This window comes from Desulfuromonas sp. (assembly GCA_002869615.1).
Taxonomy (GTDB): Bacteria; Desulfobacterota; Desulfuromonadia; order Desulfuromonadales; family UBA2294; genus BM707.
The window spans coordinates 60786-73934 of record PKUH01000091.1 but is presented as its reverse complement, the minus strand read 5'-3'; the positions used below and the strand labels follow the sequence as shown (position 1 = coordinate 73934).

General features: G+C 54.9%; 12 protein-coding genes and 2 pseudogenes. 11 read left to right on the top strand and 3 right to left on the bottom strand.

Annotation, left to right across the window (positions count from 1 at the left end; all coding sequences use genetic code 11):
* The first annotated feature begins 16 nt into the window (after positions 1-16).
* From phoU to C0623_09015, 3 genes and pseudogenes are all read left to right on the top strand, one after another.
* Positions 17-670, top strand: a complete 654-nt coding sequence (phoU, locus tag C0623_09025; protein ID PLX99628.1) for a phosphate transport system regulatory protein PhoU — start codon at positions 17-19, stop codon at positions 668-670.
* 180 nt (positions 671-850) lie between these two features.
* Positions 851-1318: pseudogene (locus C0623_09020) on the top strand (YaiI/YqxD family protein).
* A gap of 25 nt (positions 1319-1343) precedes the next feature.
* Positions 1344-1994, top strand: a complete 651-nt coding sequence (locus C0623_09015; GenBank protein PLX99627.1) for a hypothetical protein — start codon at positions 1344-1346, stop codon at positions 1992-1994.
* Positions 1995-2005: 11 nt separating this feature from the next.
* Here C0623_09015 and C0623_09010 read toward each other — a convergent pair whose 3' ends face one another.
* Complete coding sequence (locus C0623_09010) at positions 2006-3799, bottom strand: PAS domain-containing sensor histidine kinase (GenBank protein ID PLX99626.1); 1794 nt, start codon at positions 3797-3799, stop codon at positions 2006-2008.
* Entirely contained in the window at positions 3796-4485 is a 690-nt protein-coding gene (locus tag C0623_09005; protein PLX99625.1) for a DNA-binding response regulator, read from the bottom strand. Before C0623_09005 ends, C0623_09010 begins: the two co-directional genes overlap by 4 nt.
* 185 nt (positions 4486-4670) lie before the next feature.
* On the opposite strand from C0623_09005, the gene C0623_09000 reads away from it, so the two are divergent.
* From C0623_09000 to arsB, 5 genes are all read left to right on the top strand, one after another.
* On the top strand, positions 4671-5000 hold the full coding sequence (locus C0623_09000) for a hypothetical protein (protein ID PLX99624.1): 330 nt from the start codon (positions 4671-4673) through the stop codon (positions 4998-5000).
* Positions 5001-5085: 85 nt separating this feature from the next.
* Positions 5086-5430: an ArsR family transcriptional regulator gene (locus C0623_08995; protein ID PLX99623.1), complete on the top strand. Its 345-nt coding sequence runs from the start codon at positions 5086-5088 to the stop codon at positions 5428-5430.
* A 22-nt stretch (positions 5431-5452) separates the two neighbouring features.
* Positions 5453-6460, top strand: coding sequence for a type I glyceraldehyde-3-phosphate dehydrogenase (gene gap, locus C0623_08990; protein ID PLX99622.1), 1008 nt, complete (start codon positions 5453-5455; stop codon positions 6458-6460).
* Positions 6460-7680 (top strand): MFS transporter, encoded by a 1221-nt coding sequence (locus tag C0623_08985; protein ID PLX99621.1) that lies wholly within the window; start codon positions 6460-6462, stop codon positions 7678-7680. The genes gap and C0623_08985 overlap by 1 nt, the downstream gene beginning before the upstream one ends.
* A 20-nt stretch (positions 7681-7700) precedes the next feature.
* Positions 7701-8747: an arsenical-resistance protein gene (gene arsB / locus C0623_08980; GenBank protein ID PLX99620.1), complete on the top strand. Its 1047-nt coding sequence runs from the start codon at positions 7701-7703 to the stop codon at positions 8745-8747.
* A 99-nt stretch (positions 8748-8846) separates the two neighbouring features.
* Here the strand turns inward: arsB and C0623_08975 are convergent, their stop codons facing one another.
* Entirely contained in the window at positions 8847-9824 is a 978-nt protein-coding gene (locus C0623_08975; protein ID PLX99619.1) for a quinone oxidoreductase, read from the bottom strand.
* Positions 9825-10050: 226 nt separating this feature from the next.
* Here C0623_08975 and C0623_08970 point away from each other — a divergent pair, with 226 nt between their 5' ends.
* The 3 genes and pseudogenes from C0623_08970 (at position 10051) to C0623_08960 (ending at position 13087) form a co-directional block, all read left to right on the top strand.
* On the top strand, positions 10051-11127 hold the full coding sequence (locus C0623_08970) for an ABC transporter substrate-binding protein (protein PLX99676.1): 1077 nt from the start codon (positions 10051-10053) through the stop codon (positions 11125-11127).
* Between the two features lie 69 nt (positions 11128-11196).
* Positions 11197-11736 carry a C4-dicarboxylate ABC transporter permease gene (locus C0623_08965; protein ID PLX99618.1) on the top strand — a complete coding sequence of 180 codons (540 nt, stop codon included), beginning with the start codon at positions 11197-11199 and terminating at the stop codon, positions 11734-11736.
* Between the two features lie 55 nt (positions 11737-11791).
* Positions 11792-13087, top strand: a pseudogene (locus tag C0623_08960) (C4-dicarboxylate ABC transporter).
* Positions 13088-13149 lie beyond the last annotated feature (62 nt).

The window sequence follows — 13149 nt, the reverse complement described above, 5'->3', positions numbered from 1 at the left end:
AATTGAGGGAAAAGATATGACTGGACACATGGAACGAGAAATCGGCAAGCTGAAAAAAACGATTCTGGCGCTCGCCGCCGTGGTCGAGGAGAGCGTCAAACAGGCGGTCATCGCCCTGGAAAAGCGCGATACCGAGCTGGCCAGAAAAATCATCCAGAAGGATCTTGAAGTCAACCAGCGGGAAGTCGAGCTTGAAGAGGATTGCCTGAAGATCCTCGCTCTGCACCAGCCGGTGGCGGCCGACCTCCGCTTCATCGTCGCCGTGCTCAAGATCAACAACGATCTCGAGCGGATTGGCGATCTCGCGGCCAATATGGCCGCCCGCACCGTCGATCTGGTTAACAACAAAGCTAAACAGGCACCGTTTGATCTCGAAAAAATGGCCGAAAAGGTCGAATTGATGCTCGAGAAGGCGCTCGACGCCCTGGTCAACTACGATATCAAACTCGCCAACGAGGCGATTCGTCTCGACGACGAGGTCGACCAGATGCACAAGGATGCTTTCAGTGCGATCAAGGAAAAGATCAGGGAGAACACCGACGAGATGGACGCGCAGATCAACTACCTGTCTATTTCGCGCTACCTTGAGCGGATCGCCGACCTGGCAACCAATATCGCCGAGGATGTTGTTTATCTGATCGAAGGGAAGATCGTACGGCATATCCTGTAAGGATTAGATAACTTTACTGCCTCGTTGAAAAAACATATAGTGTCGTTGTTGTCATCAAGGAGGCAAGCGGCATAGATTTATTAACAGCCACCATCGATGCCGATGGTGGCTGTTAAGTATTCGAACTTGGCGGGCCCCCTGACACCAATTGTTAGTGACTCGTGATAAAGAGGTTTTCATTTGCTACATATATACATAGACGCCGATGCCTGCCCGGTCAAAAATGAAGTTTATCGCGTTGCCGGCCGATATCGCCTCAATGTGACCCTGGTCGCCAACTCCTGGATGCGGATTCCGAATGAGGGATCGGTCTCGCTGGAACTTGTTGATGACGGCTTCGATGCAGCCGATGACTGGATTGTCGACAACGTGCAGGAAGGTGATATTGTCGTTACCGCCGATATTCCCCTTGCCAGTCGTTGTCTGAAGAAAGATGCGAAGGTTATCGGGACAACCGGAATCCCGTTCACCGAAGGTAGCATCGGTGATGTCGTGGCGACGCGAGATTTGATGTCGGAACTTCGGGAATCGGGGTAGATCACCGGCGGACCTGCCCCGCTAAAAAAGAGTGATCGGTCGCGGTTCCTGCAAAAACTCGATGAAGTTATTCAGGCGATTCGTCGTGAACATCCGGATAAGGTCGGCTGACCGATAAGAAACGTGGGTTCACATTATGCAAAGAAAAAAACATATCGTTTTCCTCATCTTAAGCCTGACTCTGTTGCTTCTGGCTTCGGGGTGTGCCGTTATCAAGGGGAACGAACTGCCGAACATCGATTCGGCCGGCCCGGTAACGGTCAAGAAACCGGTCCCGGTTTTGTTCGTCTTTCAATGGGCTCCGGATGAGCCGGTCGACAGCGACGATCTTGATTCGCTCAACATGCTGAGACAGCAACAGGCGGCGGCCCGCCGGATTGTCGGCGATTCCGAGCTGTTTGATATTGTCGCTGGCCGGTCGATCTCCCCCGGAACTTTCAAACTGGTCTACTCCGTTCATCCTCATGGGAAGCAGTTTCTCGCGGCCTTTTCCAGTCTGCTCAGTGATATGACCCTGACCCTGCTTCCCGGGGTTGAGGTCAAGCGCTGGACCATGGTGGCCGAACTTATTGATTCGAAGGGTGTCTCGTTGTGGCGGCAGGAGTACGTCGACAGCGCAAAGGTTGTGACCTGGATGCCGTTATTCCCGCTGATATTTCTCGAGGGGAATAAAATGCCGGAGGCCTTCGATGACGTGCTTCGGAACATGTACCTGCAGCCGGTTCATGATTTGAGTCGCAGTGATATCTTTCAGGAGGAAAAGGTGATCATCAGGCGGATCAGGTAGGGTAATCCGCTTCAGTCGGTTTCCTCTGCATCTTTCCGGGGGAGGACCAGGGTAAAGGTGGTCCCTTCGCTTAACCTGCTGTAAACCTCCACTTTCCCTTTGTGAATCTGGGCGATATGTTTGACGATTGCCAGGCCGAGACCGGTTCCGCCCATCTCGCGGCTGCGGGCCGTATCGACCCGGTAGAAGCGTTCAAAGAGGCGTGGCAGATGTTCCTCCGGAATGCCGCAGCCGAAGTCGCGAACCTTCAGGTACAGACCCGATTGATCTTCTACCGCCTCAACGATTATCCTTACCTTGTCATCGCTATACTTGATTGCATTGTTCAACAGGTTGATCAACGCCTGCTCAATTAATTGCGGGTTGGCTTCCATTTGAAGTTCATCTGAGCAATGAACGATGATCTCGATTCCCTTTTTTTTGACTTCAACACTGCAGGCCTGGATAGACGCTTCAATCACCGGCCGAACGGCTGTTATCTGAATATCGATTCCGGCCTGATCCTGTTCTTGCTCGAGGCGCGACAGATTGAGTAGATCGTTAATGATGGCATTGAGCCGATCGGCCTGGCGGACAATGATTTCGACTGGTCGTTGCTGCTCCTCGGATAGCGAGTCATCGGTCTCGCGCAGGGTTTCGGCCCAGCCCTTGATTGCTGTGATCGGAGTCTTCAGCTCATGGGAGACATTGGCGACGAAATCACGGCGCAGGTTTTCGAGTCGCCGCAACCGGGTGACGTCATTGACTACTACCAGGGTGCCGATTTTCTGTTTATTTGCATTAAGAAGTGGTGATCCGTGGGCCTGCAGCTGGATCTCAGAGTTGCCGGATAGCAGCATCAGGTCCCTCTCTATCGGATTTTTTGCTTGCAGTGAATCGGCAATGAACTGTTGCAGTTCTGCCTTGCGCAGTACCTCCTGTACCGGGCGGCCGACCGCCTTCTGAATATCGGTCTCGAAAAGTTCGGCGCCGGCCCGGTTGATTCGTAAAATCTGCTCATGATTGTCGACCGCCAGAACCCCTTCGATCATGCTGGTCAGAACCGCCTCCAGTTCATTGCGCTGACGGATAACGGTCTGGAAGCGTTCGTCGAGCTGGGCTGCCATGTTGTTGAGCGATGCAGCGAGGGCGGCGACCTCTTCGGCCCCGGTAGTCGGCAGCCTTCTTGCGAGCTCGCCGATAGCAAACTTTTCAGCTCCCTGGCGCATCTGCTCGAGCGGCCGGGTGATGCGGCGGGCCAGCAGGAGAGAGATGATGGCCAGGACAATCGCTACCAGAAGCCCGGCCCCGGCAATCTCGCCATGGGCGGCGGCGAGGGTGGCATCAATCTCGGTCACCGGGATAGCCGTACGGACAGCTCCGGCTATTTCAGCATCCGCTATCACCGGCAAGGCAACATACATCTGGTTCTGCGAAAGCGTTCGGCTGTAGCGTGTCGATACGCCTGTTTTGCCGAGCAGGGCGGCAGCGACTTCAGGCCGACGGGCGTGATTGTCCATCCGGGCCGGATCCTCTTTCGAATCCGCCAGGACCTCACCGTTGGGCAGGATAATGGTAATGCGTGTTTCGGTTTCCCTGCCGAGTCTCTTGCTCAATGCATCGAGATCCGGCGAATTGCTCCGATCGAGCTTGCCGCTGATCCGGTCGGCGACGAGGGTCGCTTGGGCGGTGAGGCTCTTTTCGACCTGGGCGATGTGAAAATCATTCAGGGTGGTGGTGACGTACCAGCTGACCGCAATGACTGCACCGAGGGTCAGAATCAGAAAAGCGGGGAATAGATGCCAGAGTAGCCGGACTTTTTTCATTCCTGGTCCTTAAAGCGATAACCGATACCGCGAACTGTTTCAATGTATGAGCCAAAACTCTTCAGTTTTTTGCGCAGGCCGACGATCTGAACATCGACTGAACGTTCGGTAACAGCATAATCCTCGCCACGGACGGCATCGACGATCTGGCCGCGGGTGAAGACCCAGCCCGGTCGGCGGGCGAGCAGGGCGAGGACCTGGAATTCGGTGAAGGTGAGGTTGATCGGCTGATCATCGATCCGGACTTCGTTGCGGCCGGGGTGAATCATCAGCTCACCGATTTCGATCGGGGCATCCTTCTCCGTGCTGCCGGAAGAGCCGATGCGGCGCAATACGGTTTTGGCCCGGGCCAGTAGAACCTGCGGGCTGAATGGCTTGGGAATGTAGTCGTCCGCGCCTATCTCCAGACCCTTGACAATATCTTCTTCTTCACCTTTGGCGGTGAGCATGATGATCGGAATCATCCGGGTCGCTTTTTCTTCCTTGAGCCGGCGGCAGATTTCGAGACCATCGATTCCGGGGAGCATCAGATCGAGAATGATCAGGTCCGGTTTGAGCTGCCGGGCCATCGCCAGTCCGTCTTCACCGCTGGTTGTCAGGTCGGCGCGGTAGCCATTACGGATAAAGTTGTAATGGACCAGGGCGAGGATGTCCTCTTCGTCTTCGATGATCAGTACGTGCGGCATGTTTCCCATATCCTGAAGCTTAGTGGTGAATTGTTAGAATTGTATTAGTTGATTTCCGAATATACAAGGCGATAAAGGTTATTTGAAACCGTCGATACCATTTTCTGCAAACCCGTGTCATCTCTTTTTCTCCCGGACCGTCTGATAGGTATTAAGAAAAACTAACCATGAAAAGGAGAGAAAAGATGAAGAAGATGTATGTGACACTTGTCGGAATTCTGTTGTGCGTGGCCATGCCGGTTTTTGCCCATCATGCCGCTGAAGGGATCGTCGACGAGGAGATTTATGAAATGATCGACACCATGGTCGCCGATACGCCGCATGCTGACCTCGTATTCGATGATATGGGCGGCGGTATGACCGAGTTAACCGTAACGACCCGGACTCCGCGGGAAATGGAAAATCTTCTTGAGGACGGACTGTTGACGTATGCTGCCATGCTCGACGGCGACGTTTCCATCACCATCGAGTTCGACGTTCGCAGCGTCGAAATGACGATCATTCAGCAGGAGTGATGCCCGGACCTTCCTTATGTTTTTGCCGGCAGTGCCGGCATTTTTTTCTGTTGAATAAATCCGCTTATCCGGATATAAGGGTTTTGTGAAAAGCGAAGCGCAAATATTCAAGGCCCTCGGCGATGCAACCCGCCTCCGTATCCTGGCGTTGCTGCTTGACGGTGAGCTCTGCGTCTGCGAGCTGGTGGCGGCGCTCGAGCTGCCGCAGTCGACGGTCTCCCGGCATCTCTCCTATCTCAGGAACAGCGGCTGGCTGCAGGACCGCCGCAAGGGGGTCTGGATGTATTATCGCCTTTCCGAGGACAAAGATTCCCTGGTCGAGGCCCTGGTTCCTGCCCTGAAGCAGATGCTTTCCGGACACCCGCAAAATGCTGTTGCCCGGCAGCGGCTCAATGCTTTTCACGACAGACAGAATGGGCAGGCTTGTTAAAACGTTTGAAGGGGGTAAAGAGATGAGTGTTCGTGTCGGCATCAACGGCTTCGGACGGATGGGTCGGCTGGCCCTGCGGGCAGCCTGGGATTGGCCGGAGCTGGAAATAGTACATATCAACGAGATCAAGGGCGGGCCGGAAGCGGCCGCCCACCTGCTCGAGTTCGACTCGGTGCACGGTCGCTGGGACCGGAAGATCGAAGCGACTTCCGAAAGTGTCCTGATCGATGGCGAACGGATCGGCTTCAGTGCGGCTTCGGCGCCGAGCGAGGTCGACTGGAGTTCTCTCGACGTCGATATCGTGATCGAAGCGTCCGGCAAATTCCGGACAGCTGAGCTACTGCAGCCCTACTTCGACCGGGGAGTGAAAAAGGTGATCGTCGCGGCGCCGGTCAAAAAGGGGGCGCTGAACATCGTCATGGGGGTAAACGACGATCTCTATGAACCGGCCAGGCATGATCTGCTGACCGCCGCTTCCTGCACCACCAACTGCCTCGCCCCGGTGGTCAAGGTCCTGCACGAGAAGATCGGCATCGAGCATGGCGTGATCACCACCATCCACGACCAGACCAATACCCAGATCATCGTCGATGCGCCGCACAAGGACCTGCGCCGGGCCCGGGCCGCGAGCCTGTCGCTGATCCCGACCACCACCGGATCGGCGACCGCTATCACCATGATCTATCCCGAACTCAAGGGGAAACTCAACGGCCATGCCGTTCGGGTGCCGCTGCTCAATGCCTCGATCACCGACGCGGTCTTCGAAATGAAGCGGCCGGTGACCGAAGACGAGATCAATGGTTTGTTCAAGGAGGCCGAGGCGACCTATCTCAAGGGGATTCTCGGAGTCGAGGAGCGGCCGCTGGTCTCGATCGATTTCAAGAGCGATCCGCGCTCGTCGATCATCGATGCTCCCTCGACCATGGTGGTCGATGGGACCCAGCTGAAAATTCTCGCCTGGTACGACAACGAGATGGGTTATGTGCATCGCATGATGGAACTCTGCAGGAAGGTGGCTGCGGACTTATAATGGTCGATCTTCGCAATTACACCCTGGTCACGGCCGCCTACTGGGGCTTTACCCTGACCGACGGCGCCCTGCGCATGTTGGTCCTCTTGCACTTCCATGAGCTTGGATACACGGCGGTACAGATTGCCTTCCTCTTCCTGCTCTATGAATTCTGCGGGGTGGTCACCAACCTGATCGGTGGTTGGATCGGTTCACATTTCGGACTCAAAATCACCCTCTTTTCCGGCCTGTTATTGCAGATCGCAGCCCTTACGGCACTCGCCATGCTCGACCCGAACTGGTCGGTAGCACTTTCGGTGGCCTACGTTATGGGGGCGCAGGCGCTCTCCGGGGTAGCCAAGGATCTGACCAAGATGAGCTCGAAGAGCGCCATCAAGGTGCTGGTTCCGAAAGATGCTGACAGTGTTCTGTTTAAATGGGTGGCGATTCTGACCGGTTCAAAGAACGCCCTGAAGGGGGCCGGTTTTTTTCTCGGTGGCCTGTTCCTGACCTGGCTCGGTTTTGCCGGCTCCCTGGTCGCCATGGCGGTCGGGCTGGCGTTCGTTCTGCTGGCGACGGTGTTCTCACTGCCGAAGGAGATGGGCCAGGCCAGGGTTAAGGTTAAATTTTCAACGATTCTTTCGAAAAGCCGTGATATCAACCTGCTATCTGCGGCCCGGATGTTTCTGTTCGGTTCGCGTGATATCTGGTTTGTGGTCGGCCTGCCGGTATTTCTCTCGGCCAGTCTCGGCTGGAGCCATGCCGAGGTCGGCGGCTTTCTCGCTCTATGGGTGATTGGTTACGGCGGTGTGCAGGCGCTGGCGCCCGGCCTGCTCAAGGGGGCTCTGGCTGGTGGCTCGCCACGGGGCGGCACCGCCACGGCCGGAGCGTTTCTTCTGGCCGGCCTTACTGCCCTGATCGCCATCGGCGTTCATTTCGATCTGTCACCCTGGCTGACGGTTGTCACCGGTCTCGGTTTGTTCGGCCTGGTCTTCGCTGTCAACTCCTCGGTTCACAGCTACCTGGTTCTCGCTTACACCGAGTCGGACCAGGCGGCCCTCAATGTCGGCTTCTACTATATGGCCAACGCCGCTGGCCGGTTGGTCGGCACACTGCTCTCCGGGGTTGTCTATCAAATCGGCGGACTGGTCGCCTGTCTCTGGGTGTCGGCCGGTTTCGTCCTGGTCGCCGGCCTGATCTCATTAAGACTGCCGCGGGGGAAGGTCACGTCCGAAGGTTAATATTCAATGCGGAGGTTGGTATGGAACACGGACTGACAAAGAAACTCTCTTTTCTCGACCGTTACCTGACTCTCTGGATTTTTCTGGCGATGTTTATCGGGGTCGGCACTGGCTGGCTCTTTCCCGGAGTCAAAGGGTTTGTGAACGCGTTTTCTGTTGGTACGACCAACATTCCGATTGCCATTGGCCTGATCCTGATGATGTATCCGCCGCTGGCCAAGGTCAGGTATGAGGAACTCGGCCAAGTCTTCCGCAACAAGAAGATTCTCGGGCTTTCCCTTCTGCAGAACTGGATCATCGGTCCGATTCTGATGTTTGTGCTGGCGATATCCTTCCTCTCCGGCTACCCGGAGTACATGGTCGGCCTGATCATGATCGGCCTGGCGAGATGTATCGCCATGGTTATCGTCTGGAATGAGCTGGCCCATGGAAATACCGAGTACTGCGCCGGCCTGGTCGCCTTCAACTCGATCTTCCAGGTTTTCTTCTACAGCATCTACGCCTGGCTCTTTATTACCGTGTTGCCGCCGTTGCTCGGTCTCGAAGGGGCGATTGTCGAAATCACCATCGGCCAGATTGCTGAATCAGTATTTATTTATCTCGGCATCCCGTTTCTGGCCGGCATCATCACCCGTTACAGTCTGATCCCGCTCAAGGGGCGTCAATGGTATGAGGATGTTTTTATCCCGAAGATCAGCCCGATCACGTTGGTCTCCCTGCTTTTCACCATTGTTGTCATGTTCAGCCTGAAAGGTGAATTGATCGTCTCTATTCCGATGGATGTCGTGCGGATCGCCATTCCGCTGCTGATCTACTTCGTCATCATGTTCCTGGTCAGTTTCGCCATGGGGGTCAAGGCGGGGGCGGACTACTCAAAGACGGCGACCATTGCGTTCACTGCATCAGGAAACAACTTCGAGCTGGCGATCGCCGTTGCCGTTGCCGTATTCGGAATCAACTCGGGAGTGGCGTTTACCGCCGTGATCGGTCCGCTGGTCGAGGTGCCGGCGTTGATCGGATTGGTGCATGTGGCGTTCTGGCTGCAGAAGCGTTACTACATAAGCTGAAAAGAACCAATCGGGCCACCAAGGCACCAAGACACGAAGAAGATCAAAACCTTGTTAACGCAAAGACGCAAAGAGTGTTTCTTGTTTTCCTTTTACTGTTTACGGGATCAAGACCGTCGATCCGGTCGTCTTTCTCGCCTCGAGATCGATATGCGCCTGTGCCGCATCCTTGAGCGCATAGGTCTGGTTGACCTCGATTTTGACAGCACCACTCTCCACCACATCGAATAGTTCCTCGGCCGATTTGGCCAGGTCCTCCCGTTTGGCGGTGTAGGTCATCAGGGTCGGACGGGTGAAATAGAGCGAACCTTTCTGGGCGAGAATCCCCGGCTCGAAGGGCTGAACCGGGCCGGAGGCGTTGCCGAAACTGACCAGGATTCCCCGGGGGCGCAGGCAGTCGAGTGAAGCCTCAAAGGTATCCTTGCCGATCGAATCGTAAACCACCGGAACCCCTTCACCACCGGTAATCTCTTGTACCCGTTCGACAATGTCTTCGTCACGATAGAGGATAGTGTGGTCGCAGCCGTGCGCTTTTGCCAGTTCCGCCTTCTCTTCTGATCCGACCGTACCGATAACCGTGGCTCCGAGATGTTTCGCCCATTGACAGGCGATCAGGCCGACGCCGCCGGCGGCAGCGTGGAAGAGGATGGTGTCGCCCGGTTGGACCCGGTAAGTTGAACGCAAAAGGTACTGCACCGTCATCCCCTGCAGCATCATCGCCGCGGCCTGCTGGTCACTGATTGAATCCGGTAACTTGATCACCCGATCAGCCGGCATCAGGCGGACTTCGGCGTAGGCGCCCGGCGGCGGACTGGCGTAGGCGATGCGCTCGCCGATTGTGAGATCGCTGACGCCCTCGCCGATTGCATCGACAATACCGGCGGCCTCCATACCGATCGTCGCCGGAAGGGTCGGCAGCGGATAGAGCCCGGTGCGGTGGTAGACATCGATGAAATTGAGACCGACCGCGGTCTGTTTCAGCCTGACCTGACCTGGCCCGGGATCAGCTATCTCGATATCTTCCCACTGCATAACCTCCGGTCCACCGGTCTGATGAATGCGTATCGCCTTGGCCATAAACTCGTTCTCCTTCTCAAGTTTTGGTTGTCGTACTAAAAAACCTTACCGCGTCATGGTGTTCCGTCAAGAAAATTTAATCATGAAAACCGGTCTGGCCATTTGACAAGACCGCTTAAAAAGGTAATCATTATAACTTGTTGTTGTACTAAACAGGAAGCGGTTCGGCCAGAGGTGCCGAGTCGAAAGATAATCTACGTAGCAACTGAAGAGGAGGAATGGAATGATGAAAAAAGTCAGTCGTTTACTCGTATGTTTGCTGGTAGCATTTTCCTTCGCGTTTGCCGGTTTTGTCAGCCCGGCCGATGCGGCACCGAAGTATCGCTGGAAGCTGGCCATGACCTGGCCAACCAACTTCCCGATTTTTGGTGATGCCGTACAAACCATGGCCGATCTGGTCAAGGAGATGTCGGGCGGTGAAATGGAAATCCGCATCGACTCGAAGAACAAGCACAAGGCACCGTTCGGCGTCCTCGACATGGTCAAGGCCGGGCAGTACGAGATGGGTCATTCCGCGTCCTACTACTGGAAGGGCAAGGATGTCAATACCATGTTCTTTACAACCATGCCGTTTGGGATGATTGCTCCCGAGCAGTACGCCTGGTTCTACTATGGCGGCGGCATGGAGTTGATGAAGGAAGTCTATGACAAGCACGGCGTCTACTCCTTCCCGGGAGGTAATACCAGCAACCAGATGGGTGGCTGGTTCCAGAAGGAAATCAAGTCGCTCAAGGATCTCAAAGGTTTGAAGATGCGGATCCCCGGTTTCGCCGGTGAGGTTCTGGCCAAGCTCGGCGTCGTCGTCACCAACATTCCGGCCGGTGAACTTTACACCGCGCTTGATCGCGGTACGATCGATGCTCTCGAGTGGGTCGGCCCGTCTCTCGATCTCAACATGGGCTTCCACAAGATCGCGCCGTTCTATTACACCGGCTGGCATGAGCCGGCAACCGAACTGCAATTCCTGGTCAACCAGAAGAAGTTCGACGCCCTGCAGGAGCACCTTCAGGCAATCGTTGAAACAGCGATGAAGTTCGCCGCTTATGACATGTATGCCCGTTCTTACAACGACAGCGCTGTAAACTGGGCCAAGATCGAGAAGGAGTATCCGGACGTCAAGATTAGGACCTTCCCGAAAGAGGTTATTGCAGCGATGAAGAAGGCCAATACCGAGCTGCTCGAAGCGACCGCAGCCAAGGACGCGACCTTTAAAAAGATTTATGACTCGCAAAAGGAGTATATGAAGAAAGTCCGCAAGTGGACCGAAATTTCTGATTATGCTTATCTGAAAGACAACCTGTAAGATGTTCATCGGCTCCCGGCCGTCAACGGCCGGGAGCCTCTTCTATTTTTACTTTAAGAGATAATCCATATGCTGGATCGAATTGAACGCTCAATCGACCGTTTCTCCGATGTTCTCGGCTGGATTGCCGGATTTCTGATGTTTGTCATGCTGGCCAATGTTTTTTACGATGCCATCATGCGCTATTTCTTTCGTACCGGCTCGATTGCCATGCAGGAGATGGAATGGCACATCTTTTCCGTGGTCTTTCTTCTCGGAATTGCCTACGCCCTGAAGGACGATGGCCATGTCCGGGTCGATATCCTTTACGACCGTTTCAGCCCGAAATGGAAGGCGATCGTCAATATCGCCGGAACCTTCATCTTTCTTATTCCTCTGGCAGTTTTAATTGCCAACGGTTCGACCTGGTTCGTGCATGAAGCCTATACCCAGGGAGAAATCAGCGGCGATCCGGGCGGTTTGACCCATCGTTACCTGATTAAATCGGTGATTCCGGTAGCGTTTGTTTTCCTGATCGTCGCGGCGGCCGGATTTGTGATCCGCAACGTCAGGGTTTTCCGGGGAGAAAAAACACTTCAGGAACGAAAACTTGAAGATGAAGTTCTTTAGTCAGTTTTGTGCCGATTCAGACTTTGTGTCTTTGCCCTATAGAGAGTAGATTGCGATGATAGGTCTTGTTATGTTTGCCGCCGCCCTGGCCTTGTTGCTGCTGGGGTTCCCCGTTGCCTTCACCTTTGGTGGTGTTGCGGTTATCTTCGGGCTGTTTGCCGAAGGGACCTCTATCTTTGCCATGATGCCGCATCGGATCTGGGCGATCATGAACAATACCATCCTGATGGCGATTCCGCTGTTTATCTTCATGGGGATTGTTCTGCAGAAGTCGAAACTGGCAGAACGCCTGCTCGAATAGATGGGTTTTCTGTTCGGTGAAATCCGGGGCGGCATTGCGATCTCAACCGTTCTGGTCGGTGCTCTTTTAGCGGCCTCGACCGGCGTTGTTGGCGCCAGTGTCGTTGCGATGGGGGTCATCTCCCTGCCGGTTATGCTCAAATACAATTACGACAAGAAGCTGGCGACCGGGGCGATCTGTGCCGCCGGGACCCTCGGACAGATTATTCCGCCTTCGATTATCCTGATTATCCTCGGCGATGTTTTCCAGGAACCGGTCGGTGATCTGTTCAAGGCCGCCTTCTGGCCCGGCCTGACCCTGGTTGTTTTTTACGTGGTTTACATTACGATTCTGACCTGGCTCAAGAAAGACCTGGCACCACCGATCAAGATCGAAGGGGCGCGGGGCAGCAAAAGACAGCAGATCCTGCATGCCCTGATGGCAATCATCCCGCCGCTGATCCTGATCATCCTCGTTCTCGGATCGATCCTCACCGGTGTAGCGACGCCGACCGAATCGTCAGCTGTCGGTGGTGTCGGTGCCATCGTTTTGGCGGCGATGTATAAACAGCTCAATGTTAAAATGCTATGGGACAGTTCTCTGGAGACGGTCAAGATAACCGCCATGGTTTTCGCTATCCTGATCGGCGCCACCGCCTTCTCGATGGTTTTTACCTACACCGGCGGTGATTGGCTGGTCGAAGACTTTATGTTGGGACTGCCGGGCGAGAAGTGGGGTTTCCTGATCCTCTCGATGGTGGCGATCATGGTCCTCGGTTTCTTCATCGACTTTGTCGAGATCTCCTACATTATCGTACCGATCCTGGCGCCGATTGCCGCCACCCTCGGCATTGATCCGATCTGGTATGCGATCCTCGTCGCCATGAATCTGCAGACCTCATTCTTAACGCCGCCGTTCGGTTTTTCGCTCTTCTATCTCAAGGGGGTGGCCCCGGAGGGCGTCAAGACGACCGACATTTATTACGGGGTTATTCCGTTTATCATCCTGCAGGTAATAGTCCTCGGAATACTGGTTGTCTGGCCGCAAATTTTCGGGTTTCCACCGAATTAACTGAATGGGGGCCTCACGGCCCCCTCAACGGTTCCACCGAAAAAAGGGGTCAATCTGGCAAC